We start from the raw sequence: 18,005 nt of genomic DNA, 5'->3' as shown, positions 1-18,005 counted from the left end.
CAAAATAAGTTACAGTCTCGAATCAATCAGCAAATTATAGATATAAAAAAACCGTCAATTGACGGTTTTTTTAGTTTTACATACTGTAATGAGGGCTAATTATAGACCGGCATCAGCACGTAAGATTTCAGCTTTATCAGTCGCTTCCCATGGGAATTCGTTACGGCCGAAGTGACCATAAGCAGCAGTTTGTTGGTAAATTGGGCGAGCCAAATCCAACATCGCTGTTAGGCCGTAAGGGCGCAGTTCGAAGTGTTGACGAACTAACTTAATTAATACGTCTTCTGATACTTTACCGGTACCAAATGTTTCGATGCTAATTGAGGTAGGCTCTGCTACACCGATTGCATAAGAAACTTGGATTTCACAACGATCTGCAAGCCCTGCAGCGACGATGTTCTTCGCTACATAACGTGCAGCGTATGCAGCACTACGGTCAACTTTTGATGGGTCTTTACCTGAGAAAGCACCACCACCATGACGCGCCATGCCGCCATAGGTATCAACGATGATTTTACGACCGGTTAAACCACAGTCACCTACAGGGCCACCAATAACAAAACGGCCAGTTGGGTTGATGAAGTACTTAGTATCTTTGTTTAACCACTGTGATGGTAAAACTGGCTTAATGATGGTTTCCATTACGCCTTCGATTAAGTCTTCCTGACTAACATCTTCACGATGTTGAGTTGATAGAACGATTGCATCGATACCAACAATTTTACCTTCATCATAAGCAAAGGTAACTTGGCTTTTTGCATCTGGGCGAAGCCAAGGTAAGGTGCCATCTTTACGTACTTCAGATTGACGTTTCACAAGTTTGTGAGCGTAAGTAATAGGAGCAGGCATTAATACGTCAGTTTCGTTGCTGGCATAACCAAACATTAAACCTTGGTCACCAGCGCCTTGTTCTGCAGGATCACTGCGGTCAACACCTTGGTTGATATCAGGAGACTGCTTACCAATGGCATTTAAAATGGCGCAAGAATCAGCATCAAAACCCATATCAGAATGGGTGTAACCAATTTCACGCACTGTTTTACGCGTGATTTCTTCGATATCAACCCATGCAGAAGTTGTGACTTCACCACCGACTAATACCATGCCTGTTTTTACGTAAGTTTCACAAGCAACACGCGCTTTAGGGTCTTGCTCTAAAATTGCGTCTAATACTGCATCAGAAATCTGATCAGCGATTTTATCTGGATGACCTTCTGAGACCGACTCAGAGGTGAACAAGTGGTTTGCCATAATGGGAAATCTCGTCTTTTTGAATTTGAACGTGTAGAGGTATCTACATCTAGACGTCTATTTTAGTCGAATTTAAAAATGATAACACCCCCCAATACGATAATAAGTCAAAAATTGTGCAATGCCGCAAATAATTAAATTCAACCTAAAAGCTTGTTTAGGAATTAGTTGTGCTTATCTTTATGATTGTATTAGTTTAATGTGTTTTTTGTGGTGATATTTTTTAAGGCTGTATGCTAAATTAAACAATTTATTTAGCCAGTGGATTTGGGCTTATCAATAGAGGCTCCCTTATTGACTTACTAGAAATATGGTCATTAAGCCTTATGTAAACCAGCAAGATTCCACTTTATTGTACCTATACAGAGTTTGATAAGCCTTAAGAGAGGCTAAGCTCTGAAAAAATACTGTGGTTAACCTCGTGTCTTTATTGAATAAAATCAGACAAGTAAGTTGTATTTTAAATAATGCTGCTGTGCCTTTAGCATTTATCACTAAAAAAAGCGCTAATATCAACACAAATCGCTTGTTAAATAAATGTAAACGTAATTGTTAGCTGGTACGCTATTTTGTATACTACCAAGCTATAACTCATAATATTTATTTATATAAAGTGACTGTTTATATTTCGATACAAGTTGTAACACTGGTCAATTCCTTTATTAACAGTGGCTTAATTAATTTTGTATCAAACAACTTGTGCGTAGAATGGTTTTTATTTGATTTATATTTATGATGACTAGTGAAAATAATAATAATAACAAATTACTAGGTGAGACTTGATGGCATTACTTCAGTATCAAATAGGGCCGTGTACGTTAGATTGCAGCATAATGACCTTAAGCTGTGGTGATAAGACAATTAAGTTGTCGGCTAAAGTGTTTGAGTTGCTGAAACTGTTTATTGATAGTCCAGATCATATTGTTTCTCGCCAAACAGCAATTGATACCATCTGGGATGGTAACCAAGCTGTTGGTGAAAAAGGTTTCACTAATTCAGTATGGCTAATACGAAAATCCTTTAAAGATTTACATATTGAAGCTGATTTACTGCTGACATTACCAAAACTTGGTTACCAATTAGTGTTACCGATTTCATTAATTTCTTCAGCTAATGAGGAGACGAGTCTTTCAGATATCACTCACAAAAAGGCAGGCCGTAAACATACCGTGTTGGCAGTTTTTGTGCTCGCATTTGTGATACTACTCAGTTATTCCGCTTATCAATTTATCAAATCTTTTACAGAGCCTGAAGCCGCAGCCGCTTTGGCGTCACCAATAAAAAATAAAGTGACCAATTTTGAAGGGGTTGAAGAGCATATTGCCGTGTCCAATGATGGCAAATACCTTGCGATGCAATGGCGTAATGGTCAGCAACCGGGCAAAATTTATATTAAAGAGCTTAATAACAATGACTCGCCACTGAAATTAATTTCGTTTGTCGATAGTGAAGAAGCTTCTCCCGCTTGGTCGCCGTCCGATCAAAAACTGGCTTACGTGCGAGTTTTAGCTAGTGGTGTTTGCCAAGTAAGAGTAAGGCATTTACAGCAAAATACCGATGATCTTGTGACTGAGGGCTGCTTTTATTTGCCATTTAAACGAGTACTGAGCTGGTCAAAAAATGATGAAGATACACTTATTTTTGCGAAGCAATTAACTGATAGAGTGGCTTTGTTTTCATATTCGATGTCGACAAAGCAAAGTACACAATTAACCAAGCCCGGTAAAAACGAGGTAGACTTTTCGCCTCATCAATTGACCAATAATGATGAAATTGCGTTTATCAGAGAAAAAAGTTCATCACTTCAAATGAGCCTGCTATTAAAACGTGGTGAAAGTGATGTTGTTGATTTAATAGCGAATAGTGTCAGTATTATTGACTATGACTTTAGTTATCAAAATGACAGCTTTTATGTGAATCATATTGAAGGATCAAATTTAGTGATTTCTAAAATTGATCTGTTAGGTAATGTTCAGCATACCATTCCATTTACTGGCTTAATCAGTAGCGTCACTTATTCCGATGTGACCGAGACGCTATTTATTAGCGAGCACATTTCAAAAGAGTATATTGCACAACTGAGCTATCAAAACCAAAAAGTACTGCGAAAAATCTCCTCATCTTCACGAGACATGTATGCCCGTTATTCAAAAAAGACTGGTGATATTTTATTTTTGTCAAATCGTTCAAAATTGTGGTCCACCTGGAAAAATAACCAAGTCACTAGTAAAAACCTGACTAAAAGCATGGGGAATGCAGGGGTCGTGGGGGTATCGCCTACCAGTGAGATGTTTGCCGTCACCATCAACCGTAATGATAAACAAACCTTATATTTAGGTAATATTCAGTCGGAACTATTTGAAAGAGTTGATATTGGCGATCTTGCAGCCGAAAACATCAGTTGGTCTAAAGATGGCAAGGCTATCTATTTTAAAGGCACTGAAAATGAGAGTAGTGGCATTTATCGTTATTCACTTGATGATAAATTACAGCCAATTAAGTTTGGCCAAGGGAATTATGCTGTTGAAGGTGAGTCCCCAGATATACTGTATATGTCGAAGTTTAATTTAAATGGTATTTGGCGTTTTGATGCCAATACTAATGAAGTTAGCCAGATTACCGATCGTTTAGCTAAATATGATTTTGGCTCATTTTACTATGAAGATGGCTTTGTATATTTCGTCGAACGCACAGTAAAACAAGACCTGATCCAACGAATCAACGCTGCTGGCGAGATACAAACTGTGATGTCATTTCCAGCGAATACAGTGCGCAAGTTTTTTGGTTTATCAAGCGCTGATGAACAGTCTTTATTGTTAACATTAAAGGTTGCTAACGAGGCCGATGTTGTTGGTTATCGCCTCTAACTAGTGTTGTTAGTGTTATGTTTGCGTAGTTAACTGTCTGTATTTAAACAAAAAAGATAATTAAAAGATATAAGCTAGACAAGCGCAGATATAAATATGAGTATTAAATGAATCTGAGGTTGTTGTGACAATGTTCCTTGCACGTTATTAATTGGTTAGAGCCTGAAAAAGGCCGAATAACAAAAAATAACGTGAAGGAATGGAAATGAAATTTAATAAATGCACGCTCGCATTATGCGTCTCAACCGCCATTCTGTCGGGTGCTCTACATGCGAATGCTCAGACCGAATCAGTATCAGCATATGGTAGCGCTCAGCAGCAAGAACGCGCGACCTATACTCTATATTTAACAAATGCCGCAGCTATCGAGCGCCAAGGTGATAAACGCGATTACACGCAACGCCTTGCTGAAGTTAGCAAATTACAAGATCAAGTATTCAACCAAATTAAAGCCATTGATCCGCAGGCAATATTAACAGCGCGTTCAGGGTTAGTTGCGAATATAATCAATGTTGAACTGCAAAGCGGCTCAGTTGCTCAAGTTAAGGCGCTTGATGCAGTGCAACGTATTTTCAGTGCCAGCAATACTAGCAGCGTTAAGCAAACTGAAGCGATTCAGTCTGTTCAGCAAAATGCTACGGTAATGGCCGATGAAGAAGTCGCCTTACTGACTCCATATACTGGCAATGAATCGGCTGGTGCTGGTGTTAGCGTTGCAATCATTTCTACCGGTATTGATTACACTTTACCAATATTTGGTGGTTCAGGTGTTTATGGCGAAAATAATGACCCTGAAACGCCTCCACCGGCTGGCAGTTATTTAGAAGCCTTAGAAAATGGCGCTATTGAATATAGCGGCTTCCCTACAGCGGTAGTTGCAGGTGGTTGGGATTTTTCAAGCGAAAACTACGGTAATGACGCTAACCCAATCGATCAAAACCTAAGCTATGAGTCTTGGGATGGCTGGGTATACCCTACAGGCATGGGGACTGAGCTTGCGAGTATCGTGCATCAACTTGCACCTGGTGCATCACTTCATGCTTATAAAGTCTATAACGTATCGGGCGCAAGTTGGGACCCTACTTATATTACGGCGTCAGGACCTTCATTAGATAAACTTGTTCAAGCCTTTGAGCATGCTCTTGACCCTAACCAAGATGGTGATATTAGTGACCGTATCGATATTGCATTACTAGAGGCTTCTGGCGCGGGTGCATTTTTTGATATCGATGGTAATGCCTCGGTAAGTTTAGTGCAATTGATGATTGAACGTGTATCAGCTCAAGGTATGACTGTCGTCACTCATGCTGGAGATTTAGCTGAGTACTCACTTTATGGTGACGCTGAAGCTAAACACCGTAACTGGATTTCAGCTGAAGGTAGTGCGACTTCGGCAATTACTGTTGGTGCAGTAAACTATGCTGACGATGGTGAAACACTTGTTGTACCTGAATGGGCTGCAATGGGCCCAGTGCGTGGCTCACAAACGTTAAAGCCTGAAATTGTCACTTTCACTGACAATCAGCCAGTGGTGCATATTTCCAATGCAGATGAAACTGCAGCTAAGTACGGTATGCGCTCTGGCTCTATGGCAGGTGCTGCAAGAATTGCTGCCGCTGCTGCGGTGATTAAAAGTCAGTTCCCAGGTTTTGGTCCTGCTGAAATTAAAGCTGTTTTAGCTAACACTGCTAATATCGATAGTATTTTAGAAAGTGATGAAATTACCCCTGCTGAAATCTATTCTATTGGTCATGGTGTTGAAGATTTAGATGCTGCAATCAGCTCGCCTTTAGTGGCTTGGGAAAGCGCTTCAAATCAACCTTACGTTCAATTTGGTATGCATGAAATTGCAGATACTAAAACAGTTCATAAGAATATCACTGTTCGCAATGTCTCAGATACCGCTCAGACCTACAGCTTATCGTTTAAAATGGTCGGTGATAAAGCTGCCCATGAAGCATTAACACTTAACTTGCCTGAATCAGTGAATATCCCTGCTAATTCAAGTGTGGTTATACCTGTCTCTATGATAGTTGATGCTAATAAACTGCCACAATGGCCGTTGATGAGCACTGCGGATCATACTGACGCTAACTTAAAAGCAACTGAGCTAAATGGTTACATTAGCTTAATGTCTGAAGGTAAGCCTGAGCTTAATCTTGGTTGGATGGTAAAAGCGCGTCACAGCACCTCGATTACTAAACGCCCAAACGCGATTGAGTTTCCGACTTATCTAGGTTGGAACCCAGACACTTTCCAAACAGAATGGAATCACTTAGCTTGGGGTCGTGAATTATACCCTGATGATGAGTTTGGTAATGGCAGTTATCAAGGTTATGTGGCTTCATTCATTAATGATTCTAAGACTGAAACAACCTTTCAAGCTTATCCGTTAATTTTACAAAACCGTACCGTTAGACCTGATTTAGAAAATGTTAAAGGTCATAAAATCAAAGCTGTTGGTGGCGCTATTTTTGATGATGCCATGTGTACGGTTTCAGGTAAGAAGCTAAATATTGCCGTAAGCTTATTCGACCGCGCAGATGTGGCACTGGCTAACTTTCAAGAGCGTGGCCCACAGCTATTTGCTTATGACCTATTTTTTGAATCGGTTGTTTTAGAAAATGGTTGGAATGAGAGTTTTTCAGATGGCTACATTTGGGATGAAGCGCAGCAAGTAAACCAGCCACGTATTGCGTTAAATGCCAAAGGTCAACCAGCGACATATGTAATTGATTACAGCGTTGCTTATGACTACACCAACCCAAATGGTCGTATGAAAGAATCTACCCTACCAACGTATTTTACCAATAATGGCAAAAATATCGTTTCTCAGGTTTGTCTTGAAGACCTATATCACCACGAGCTTGATAGCGTAGAAGATTTTGACCAAAACTTTGGTTTCCATATTCAAACCGACCGCCACACAGGTAAAGAACAATACGAACCAATTGCACAATTTAACCCGATTAAAGGTGGTAATTATGCAGTTGAAGAGTCTTGTTACTTTGATTGGTTTACCGGCATGGATGTGTGTACCGATGTAGCAAATGACCGCTCTGTTCATGTTGGTTTTGCGGCAATGGGTCAAGATGCTGAAGTTGGCGAGCTAGCGTTTTCACCAACCTATACTGCTCAACCAGGTGAAGAGGTTTATATCGCTTCAGTGGGCGCATCTGATTTAGGTGGTATCGGCCAGATCCCTGCACCGAAAGATTTCATGGTTGTTAGTGTAAACGATGACTTTATGCAAATTGGCTATAACGCAATGGTAGATGATGATGGTTCTATTGTTGCAAAAGCACAGGCTAACCAAGTCTTTAGCGTTGCAGAAGGCGCTGAAATGAATACTGTTTTAGGAAAGATTGAGCTGGATACTCAGGGCTTCTTTACTTACGGTTCAACAGACTTTGAGCCGCTTGAATTGCATATCGTTAATTCAGTTACAGGTACGCCTTTTGCGATTGACCAAGAAACTCATGAGTTATACGTGGTTAATCCATCAGCGCTTGATTTTGAGAATAACCAAGAATTTGAACTTAAAATCCTTGCTCAAAAAGGCAACACAGTTGGTGAAACCGAAAGCATTAAGGTGATGGTCACGGACGTGAATGATATTGCGCCAGTAGTTGATGAAGACGTTGCCGCTGCTATGCCGACTCCTCAATTGACCTTCAAAAAAGGCGATTCAGCAAGCTTTACCATGGATATCGATGGACTGTTTATGGATGTCGAAGGTAACAGCTTAAGCTACACAGTTGAAGGTTCAGGCTTTACTGCACTGGCTATCGCTGGCACTCAAATCACGGGTGAACTTGATAGTGAAGGTAGTCATCAACTAACTGTTACGGCTTCTGACGGTGTGAATGAAGTGAGCCACACGTTAACTGTAGAGTCAACGTATGAAAAAGACAGTGGTGGTAGCTTAGGTATGTTATCTCTGCTGTTCGCAGGTCTTATCGCACTGCGTCGTCGTTTCTAACTGGCTAAACACTTGCTTGTTTAACCCTGGTAGGGAAAGCCGAATTCGGCTTTCCCTTTATAAAAAGAATAATAGGTTATCAAATGAAATTAAGTAGTAGATATTTGGTTCTTAGTGCTGTGAGTTCAGTATTGGCATTTTCTAGCCATGCTGATTCAGGCAAACCGCTTAACAGCATCAATCCTGGCCAAGAAAAAATAAAACTAGAACGTGCCGGAAAAATGCGTACTGACGGACTGTACTTTGTCCGTTTAAAAGATAGCGCGCTAGCAAGTTACGATGGCTCGGTTACAGGCTATGCCGCAACCAGCATCAAAAGTAATCAAAGTAACAAAACTACAGCGGGCGTATTAAATCTTAAATCTCAAGCCAGTGTGAGCTATAAACGCTACCTTGAGTCAAAGCAGACACAAATTACCCAAAGGTTAAGCGGTAAACTTAACCGTACTTTAAAGCCAACACAACAGTATCAAGTAGTTGCTAATGCATTTGCACTGCAGCTTGATGCCAGTGAAGTTAAAACCATCCAAAAAGATCAAGATGTATACAGTGTTGAACCTGTCGGTATGCATTATATTCAGACTTCTACAGGACCTGAATTTATCGGAGCCAAAAAAGTTTGGCAAGGTGTCAATGATATCCCTGGTACCAAAGGTGAAGGGATTATTGTCGGTATTATGGATACCGGCATTAACGCTACGCATCCCTCATTCAAAGAAGTGGGCGATGATGGCCATGTATTTGTTAATCCAAATGGCGAAAATCAATACTTTGGCGATTGTCAGCAATACCCTAAATTTTGTAACAACAAACTGATTGGTATTGTGAGCTACCCTGAACTTATCGACTATCGTGCCTCAACGGCCGATAATCTGGAAGACCCATCATATGATGACTTAGCTGATAAAGCTAAAGTGGGTTATGACTTCCACGGGCATGGCTCACATGTGGCATCTACGGCAGCAGGTAACGTCGTTAAAAACGTTAATTATTACCTTCAAGTGGAAGAAGAAGATGGCAATATCATTGCCGAAAAAAGTGCCTTTGAGTTTCCTGCGATTAGTGGCGTGGCCCCCCATGCCAATATCGTCTCTTACCAAGTGTGTGACGATGTAGGCTCTTGTTACCCTGAATTTACGATTCAAGCTCTTGAGCATGCCATTGAAAATGGCGTGCAAGTACTTAACTATTCAGTTGGCGGTTCTGCAACTGACCCTTGGGATTCTGTAAGCGCTGAGGCATTCTTAAATGCTCGTGAAGCTGGTATTCATGTGGCAACAGCAGCTGGTAACGCAGGACCTACAGCGAGCACAATTGGCTCTCCTGGTAATGCGCCTTGGGTAACAACCGTAGCAGCTTATAGCCATAACCTTAGTTTTGACGAGAAAGGTTTGACTGATTTCACCTCTGTTGGTGGCACTTCTCTGGCTGATTTATCGGGCCGTGGTGTTACCAAAGGCTTTACCGGTAAGGTGGTTCAGGCTAAAGATTATGATGAAGCCAATGCTATGTGTACTGAGCCTTTTGAAGCAGACACATTTACTAGCGATCAAATTGTTGTCTGTGAACGTGGCCTTAACGCGCGTGTACGTAAAGGTATTATTGTCAGAGACGCCGGTGCGGGTGGCATGATTTTGATTAACCTGGAAGGTGGTGCAGATACGGTAAATGATGATAACCACGTACTTCCAGCTATTCATTTAAATGATGTTGACGGTCAATTATTGACTGACTGGTTAGCAACTGGGACTGATCACCAAGCAACAATAGCTGCCAGTGTAACCAGCACTGATGATAGTTTGGGTGATATTGCCGGCGCATTTACATCTCGTGGACCAAACTTGCCATATCCGAATATTTTTGCTCCTGATATTGCTGGACCGGGTGTGGATATCTATGCTGCAAATGCAGAGGACAGAGTATTTGAAGGTGAGATTGGCCATATTCCTTATGTGTCATTCTCTGGGACATCCATGGCAAGCCCACATGTTGCTGGCGCACTTGCCTTGATCAAATCAGCTTATCCTCTATGGACGCCTGCGCAAGCGCAAATGGCTATTATGTCTACAGCTTATCAGGTGACTTACCAAGATGATGACTATGACGGTGTTAAACAGCGCTCTGATTTCTTCACTCAAGGTGCCGGTAGTATCCGTATTAATGATGCCCTAAAAGCGGGTTTATTAATGGATATCACTAAAGAAGAATATCTTGCAGCTAACCCATCGATTGACGGTAACCCAGGTGATTTGAATACAAGCTCGATGGTTAACAATGAGTGTATTTCAAATTGTACTTGGACACGTAAAGTCACAGCGACGAAAAGCAGTAACTGGACAGTGGGTTATGAGTACTTAAATGATGGGTTTACTTTTGAAGTGTCACCTTCATCATTTGCACTTAACGCTGGTGAGTCTCAAGTATTGACGATCAAGGCTATCGCTAATGCAGAGTTAGTTGATGAATGGGTGCATGGCTACATTAATCTAAAGAATTCAGCTGATGACATGAGTGATACTCACTTACAGGCCACTATTGGCTTTAAAGCGGGGCAAATCGTAGATAGCGTTTCAGCTAAGTTAAACAACCTAGATAATACAATCGAGATCAATGACATCGTTACATCTGGTAGTAATGATCTGCAAGTTAACGGCTTTGGTTTATTTAAATCACAAAGCTTTAGCGGCACAGCGATCGGTGCATCTAATGATGTTGAGCGTAACAGCCCTGCATACAATCAAGAGGTGTTATTTACCACAACGACTGTTGTTAAACCCTATACCAAACGTTTAGTGGTTGAAATCACAGATACAACTTCACCTGACATGGACTTATATGTGGGTATTGATGAGAACAATGATGGTAAAGCGGATGCAAGCGAACTGTATTACTCATTAGTGTGTATCAGTGGTGAAATTGACTCTAACGAGCAGTGTATTATTCCAACACCTACCACAGGTAATTACTGGATACTTGCGCATAACTATGAAGGCACAGTCGCTGATGAGGCTGATGACGTTACAGTGCGAGTGACTCATGTTAATTATTCTTCTCAAGCCAGTTTCGACATTGATGCGCCAAGTACTGTTGCCCAAGACGAAGAGTTTGATGTCAGCATGACAGTTAATGGCTATCTTGATGACAGTCAAACTTTAACTCCGCTAGAAGAAGGTGAGGTTTACTACGGCTTACTAGAACTGGGGACAACGTCAAATTTAGTGCGTAACATTGGTGGCACACTGATTAAAGTTGAAGGTTTGGCTCCAGTTGAAGTACCTGTTAATACCGCTCCAACAGTGGCTAATCCACTTAGCGATGTTGAAACTGAGCTTACTGACTCAGGCAGTGTTGCATTCAGTGTTGATTTAACAGATGTATTTGCTGATGCCGAAAATGACACTCTGACTTATAGCGTGTCAGGCTTAGATACATTAAGCATTGATGGCATGAGCTTATCTGGCAGCTTGACTGAAGCGGGAACATTTGAAATTAAAGTGACAGCAACGGATGGTGAGTTATCAGCATTTAGCATGTTCACACTCACGGTTGCCGCAGCGCCAGAGGTTATACCTCCGGTAATCGAAGAACCAACTAAAAGCAGTGGTGGTGCTTTGGGTTTGGGTTGGATGATGTTGCTGATGATGGCATGTATTCGCCAACGTAAACGTGTTCAGAAATAGCTTAAAAACTAACTGTAAACTCGCTGTTAATATCAGCCCGATGAATTATCAAGTCATATAATTAATCGGGTTTGTGGCAGTACTTCTTATTGTTTAATTACCTTTATAAGGCCAACAAGGATGTTGGCCTTTTTTTCCTTCCCGTTATCATTTCAGCTATTGCCTCCCCAACGCATCCAAAGTTCAACTTTTACAAAATGTTAATTATTGGTGTAAATGTGATTTAAATGTTACCGATAACATGGTATAAATCGAGCCATTAATAATATCGTCAGGTGTAAGCAGTATTGCTCGGGATAAAAAATTGCTACTTATATTTAATTATAATTTGCGTCCCATCGCTGAGTAGGGGAAAATATGTCCCCACAATTGCCCGCTAGACCTCATCATCAACAAGCAGGAGAGAGCATGTCATCTCGTAAAGAACTCGCCAACGCAATCCGTGCGTTAAGTATGGATGCCGTTCAAAAAGCAAATTCTGGACACCCAGGCGCACCAATGGGTATGGCAGATATTGCTGAAGTGTTATGGAATGATTTTTTAAAGCATAACCCAACCAATCCTAACTGGGCCGATCGCGACCGTTTCATCTTATCAAATGGTCATGGTTCAATGCTTATCTACTCTTTACTGCATTTATCGGGTTACGAACTTCCGATTGAAGAACTAAAACAGTTCCGTCAGCTGCATTCTAAAACACCGGGTCATCCAGAGTTTGGTTACACACCGGGTGTTGAAACCACAACCGGTCCTTTAGGCGCTGGTATCAGTAACGCTGTCGGTATGGCGATTGCTGAAAAAACCTTAGCAGCACAATTTAACCGTCCTGGACACGATATTGTTGATCACAACACTTACTGTTTCTTAGGTGATGGCTGTTTAATGGAAGGTATCTCCCATGAAGCTTGTTCATTAGCGGGTACTTTAGGTCTAGGTAAACTTATCGCATTCTGGGATGACAACGGTATTTCTATCGATGGTCACGTTGAAGGTTGGTTTACTGACGATACGCCTAAGCGTTTTGAATCATACGGCTGGCATGTTATTGCTGATGTTGATGGTCACGACAGTGATGCTATTCGCGCTGCAATCGAAGAAGCTAAGTCAGTAACAGACAAACCAACAATGATTTGTTGTAAAACGGTCATTGGTTTTGGTTCGCCAAACAAGTCTGGTAGCCATGACTGTCACGGCGCGCCACTTGGCGATGCTGAAATTGCAGCAGCTCGTGAGTTCCTTGGTTGGCCACATGCCCCATTTGAAATTCCTACTGATGTTTACCAAGGTTGGGATGCTAAAGAAGTTGGTATTGCTAACGAAAAAGCATGGGATGAAAAATTTGCAGCTTATAAAGCGGCAGAGCCAGCACTTGCTGCTGAATTTGAGCGCCGTGTATTAAACGGTGACTTACCAGCTGATTTTGAAGCTAAAGCTCAAGCATTTATCCAAGAGTGTCAAGATAAAGCAGAAGGCATTGCCAGTCGTAAAGCATCGCAAAATTCAATTGGTTTCTTCGGTGAAATGCTCCCTGAGTTATTAGGTGGTAGTGCTGACTTAGCGGGTTCAAACTTAACCCTTTGGTCTGGTTCAAAAGGTATTCAAGACGATCCTGCTGGTAACTACATTTACTACGGTGTACGTGAATTTGGTATGAGTGGCATCATGAATGGTGCATCATTACATGGCGGCTTTATCAATTATGGTGCAACTTTCATGATGTTCATGGAATATGCACGTAATGCGGTACGTATGTCAGCACTGATGGGCATTCAAAATATCTTTGTTTACACCCATGATTCAATTGGCCAAGGTGAAGATGGTCCTACTCACCAACCTGTTGAGCAATTAGCTAACTTACGCATGACGCCAAACATGACGGTATGGCGTCCATGTGATGCTGCTGAAACAGCAGTATCTTGGAAATCTGCAATTGAAACGCGCAAGTCGCCAACCTCATTAATCTTTAGCCGCCAAGGCCTAAAAGCACAAGCGCGAACAGCTGAGCAGTTAGCCAATGTTGCTAAAGGTGGTTACGTACTTGCTGATTGTGAAGGCACAGCAGACGTTATCTTGATTGCCACAGGTAGTGAAGTACAACTTGCATTAGACTCGGCAGCAGCATTGACTGAAAAAGGTCAAAAGGTTCGCGTAGTGTCTATGCCATCTACGAATGTATTTGATAAGCAAGATGCTGCGTATAAAGAGTCTGTATTACCTTCATCAGTACTTAAGCGTGTTGCGATTGAAGCAGCTCACGTTGATTTCTGGCATAAGTATGTTGGTTTCAATGGCGCAGTGGTTGGTATGTCGACCTTTGGTGAATCAGCGCCAGGTGGCGACTTACTTAAACACTTCGGCTTTACTGTTGAGAATGTCGTTAATACGGTTAACTCATTAGGTTAATCCCTAAGCGACTCAATTAAAGGGTAAACTTTTAGCCTTTTAATCTGTATAATGGCGGCCTGCAATCACTTGCAGGCCGTTTTTTTATCTGAATTCTGCTGAGTACTGTTAAGAGGAAGCTTAACCCTCAATGATCCGAGTTGCTATCAATGGTTATGGCCGAATAGGCCGTTCAATCTTACGTGCCTTATACGAATCGGGTAAACGTCAACAGATCCAAATTGTTGCCATTAACGAACTTGCTAAACCTGCCGCTATTAGTCATTTAACCCAATATGACACCACCCATGGCCGCTTTCAAAACAGCGTTAAATTGCATGAAGACCAATTACATATTGGTGATGATGTCATCCAACTATTTCATCAACCAGATGCCAATAAATTACCTTGGGCCGAATTAGACATCGATATAGTGTATGAGTGCAGTGGCAGCTTAATTGAAAGGCAAGCCTGTGAAGCCCACATCTATGCAGGGGCCAAACAAGTGTTAATAAGTCACCCATCTTCTGCAGATGTTGATGGCACTATCGTATTTGGGGTTAATGACCACTTACTTCAGCCGCATCATACTGTGGTGTCAAATGCATCTTGCACCACCAATTGCATCGTGCCAATCATCGATGTACTGGATAAGCACTTTGAAGTAAAAAGCGGCGCAATTACAACAATTCATTCAGCGATGAACGATCAGCAAGTGATTGATGCCTACCATGATGATTTACGTAGAACCCGCGCAGCAGGTCAGTCAATTATACCGGTTGATACTAAACTTGCCCGTGGCATCGAGCGGATTTTACCGCACATGAAAGACAAGTTTGAAGCGATCTCAGTGCGTGTTCCAACCATCAATGTGACCGCAATCGACTTATCAGTCACCGTTGATAAACTGGTTGATATTGCCAGTGTAAATCATGTGCTAGAGCATGCCGCCAGCGGTCGTTTTAATGCTATTTTGGGTTATACTGATGAACCATTAGTATCGTGTGATTTTAACCACGATCCCCGTTCCAGTATCGTCGATGGTACCCAAACACGCGTCAGCGCAGGGCATTTAGTGAAGCTATTACTGTGGTGTGACAATGAATGGGGCTTTGCTAATCGAATGCTTGATACCAGTTTAGCGATGATTTGCGCTAAAAATAACGGTAATTAATTTATATTAATTGAGCGCTTTATCTTATGAGGTAAAGCGCTCAATTGTAACAGCAGCTTTGTTTTTAAATTAAAAGGAAATATCTCCATGGCTATTATCAATATGAGTGAGTTGGATTTGACCAATAAGCGTGTGCTTATTCGTGAAGATCTTAACGTGCCAGTCAGTGACGGTGTTGTGACCAGTGATGCACGTTTACGCGCTGCTTTACCGACAATTAAGCTGGCCCTTGAAAAAGGCGCCGCAGTGATGGTGATGTCTCACCTTGGGCGCCCAACAGAAGGCGAATTCAACGCTGAATTTTCTATGCAACCAGTGGTTAACTACTTACAAGCGGCATTAGACTGCCCAGTGACTTTAGCTGCTGATTACCTTGATGGTGTTGCTGCGAACATTGGCGAAGTGGTTGTGTTTGAGAACGTGCGCTTTAATATCGGCGAAAAGAAAAACGATGAAGCATTAGCTAAAAAATTGGCTGCATTATGTGATGTATACGTAATGGACGCCTTCGGCACCGCTCATCGCGCACAAGCATCAACCCATGGCGTTGGTCTACATGCGCCTATTGCTTGTGCTGGCCCGCTACTTGCAGGTGAACTAGCTGCATTAGGTAAAGCACTTGATAATCCAGCTCGTCCAATGGTGGCCATTGTGGGTGGCTCAAAAGTATCAACTAAGCTAACGGTACTTGAAAGCTTATCAACTAAAGTTGATCAGTTAGTTGTAGGCGGTGGTATTGCTAATACTTTCGTTGCGGCAGCAGGCCATCAAGTGGGTAAATCACTCTTTGAAGCTGACTTAGTTGATGAGGCTAAGCGTTTAGTGGCCAATGCACAAAGCCGTGGCGGCGATATCCCTGTCCCTACAGATGTTGTTGTTGCCAGTGAGTTTAGCCCGACTGCAGCGGCAACCTTAAAGTCAGTGGCGGATGTTGCTGACACAGATATGATTTTTGATATCGGCCCCGATAGCGCTGAAGCATTAGCAAAAATCATTGAAGCTGCAGGCACTGTAGTATGGAATGGCCCAGTGGGCGTATTTGAATTTGATCAGTTTGGCGCAGGGACTAAGCGTATCGCTCAAGCGATTGCCGATTCAAGTGCATTTTCAATTGCGGGTGGTGGTGATACTTTAGCGGCAGTGGATAAATACGATATAGCAGACAAAGTCTCTTATATCTCAACAGGTGGCGGCGCGTTCTTGGAATTCCTTGAAGGTAAAGAGTTACCAGCCGTTGCTATGCTCGAACAACGCGGCAAATAATAAGCACTAATAGCTTAAGCGGCGAATTTAATCGCGATTATCAGAGTTATCTCGGCACAACTGAGTCAAGATGAGTCGTGGTTTATCGCGAATAACGAGTAAAAATTGTAGTACGAAACCGATAATAATTAGAAAAAAACCGCTCTTATACTTGCTAGTTTACTGTTTGAGTGCTTGCTGACATAAGTTAACAAGCACTTTTACATCGGATATTAGCAAGATGTAAGGGTATAAAAATCAATCCAAGCGATAGCGACCTAGGTGAGTAATCACCCTATTTTTGGAGTAAAAAATGGCCTTAATATCTCTACGACAAATGCTAGATCATGCTGCAGAACACGGTTACGGTGTTCCAGCATTTAACGTAAATAACTTAGAACAAATGCGTGCAATTATGCAAGCAGCTGAAGCGACTGACAGCCCTGTTATCGTGCAAGCATCTGCTGGTGCGCGTAAATATGCTCGTCCACAGTTCCTTAAGTATTTGATGGCTGCCGCACTTGAGCAGTATCCAGATATTCCAGTATGTATTCACCAAGACCATGGTACTGATCCTGATATTTGTCAGCGTTCAATCCAATTAGGTATGTCATCTGTGATGATGGACGGTTCTTTGATGGCTGACGGTAAAACGCCAGCGTCATACGAATACAATGTTGATGTAACTCGTCGCACTGTTGCTTTCGCACATGCTTGTGGTGTATCTGTTGAAGGTGAAATCGGTTGCTTAGGCAGTTTAGAAACTGGCGAAGCAGGCGAAGAAGATGGTATCGGTGCTGCTGGTATCTTAACGATGGAGCAAATGCTAACAACCCCTGAAGAAGCGGCGCGTTTTGTATCTGACACTCATGTAGATGCTTTAGCTATTGCGATTGGTACTAGCCATGGTGCTTATAAGTTCAGCCAACGTCCAACGGGTGATGTGCTGCGTATTGACCGTATTAAAGAGATCCACGCCCGTATTCCTAACACGCACTTAGTCATGCATGGTTCGTCTTCAGTACCACAAGAGTGGCTGCAGATCATTAACCAGTACGGCGGTGAAATCCCAGAAACTTACGGCGTGCCTTTAGAGGAAATCGTTGAAGGGATTAAGCATGGTGTGCGTAAAGTGAATATCGATACCGATTTACGTTTAGCATCAACAGGTGCAGTACGTAAATTCTTAGCTGAAAACCCAGCTGAATTTGATCCACGTAAATTCTTAAAAGCGTCAATGGAAGCAATGGCTGACATTTGTACCACACGTTATGAAGCGTTTGGCTGTGCTGGCATGGGTTCTAAAATTAAGCCTAAGTCACTACAAGCAATGTACAAAGCGTATCAATCTGGTGAGTTAGATCCGCAAATTAACTAACTTACTCAATAGTGCATACAAGATGTTCAATGGTTTTTTACTGCTGCTT

At 42.0% G+C, this 18,005-nt stretch carries 8 protein-coding genes; 7 read left to right on the top strand and 1 reads right to left on the bottom strand.

Translation table 11 applies throughout. The features are described from left to right. Positions 1–99: 99 nt before the first annotated feature. Positions 100–1,251: a methionine adenosyltransferase gene (metK, locus tag AB4160_RS15325; protein WP_102439707.1), complete on the bottom strand. Its 1,152-nt coding sequence runs from the start codon at positions 1,249–1,251 to the stop codon at positions 100–102. Between the two features lie 782 nt (positions 1,252–2,033). Here metK and AB4160_RS15320 point away from each other — a divergent pair. From AB4160_RS15320 to fba, 7 genes are all read left to right on the top strand, one after another. After that, positions 2,034–4,118: a winged helix-turn-helix domain-containing protein gene (locus AB4160_RS15320; RefSeq protein ID WP_372005393.1), complete on the top strand. Its 2,085-nt coding sequence runs from the start codon at positions 2,034–2,036 to the stop codon at positions 4,116–4,118. 205 nt (positions 4,119–4,323) lie between these two features. Further along, positions 4,324–8,100: a S8 family serine peptidase gene (locus tag AB4160_RS15315; protein WP_372005390.1), complete on the top strand. Its 3,777-nt coding sequence runs from the start codon at positions 4,324–4,326 to the stop codon at positions 8,098–8,100. Between the two features lie 83 nt (positions 8,101–8,183). Then, positions 8,184–11,780: a S8 family serine peptidase gene (locus AB4160_RS15310; RefSeq protein ID WP_372005387.1), complete on the top strand. Its 3,597-nt coding sequence runs from the start codon at positions 8,184–8,186 to the stop codon at positions 11,778–11,780. A 408-nt stretch (positions 11,781–12,188) separates the two neighbouring features. Then, positions 12,189–14,183 (top strand): transketolase, encoded by a 1,995-nt coding sequence (tkt, locus tag AB4160_RS15305; RefSeq protein ID WP_372005399.1) that lies wholly within the window; start codon positions 12,189–12,191, stop codon positions 14,181–14,183. A 130-nt stretch (positions 14,184–14,313) separates the two neighbouring features. After that, positions 14,314–15,336 (top strand): erythrose-4-phosphate dehydrogenase, encoded by a 1,023-nt coding sequence (gene epd / locus AB4160_RS15300; protein WP_372005384.1) that lies wholly within the window; start codon positions 14,314–14,316, stop codon positions 15,334–15,336. An 87-nt stretch (positions 15,337–15,423) separates the two neighbouring features. Continuing rightward, positions 15,424–16,599: a phosphoglycerate kinase gene (locus AB4160_RS15295; RefSeq protein ID WP_102476933.1), complete on the top strand. Its 1,176-nt coding sequence runs from the start codon at positions 15,424–15,426 to the stop codon at positions 16,597–16,599. 292 nt (positions 16,600–16,891) lie between these two features. Beyond that, positions 16,892–17,956 (top strand): class II fructose-bisphosphate aldolase, encoded by a 1,065-nt coding sequence (fba, locus tag AB4160_RS15290; protein ID WP_102476934.1) that lies wholly within the window; start codon positions 16,892–16,894, stop codon positions 17,954–17,956. The last annotated feature ends 49 nt before the right edge of the window (positions 17,957–18,005 follow it).

Source organism: Shewanella sp. 10N.286.51.B8 (assembly GCF_041469325.1).
In the GTDB taxonomy this organism is placed as follows: domain Bacteria; phylum Pseudomonadota; class Gammaproteobacteria; order Enterobacterales; family Shewanellaceae; genus Shewanella.
Note: the sequence above shows the minus strand (reverse complement) of the source record. Positions and strands in the feature narration are given on the sequence as shown.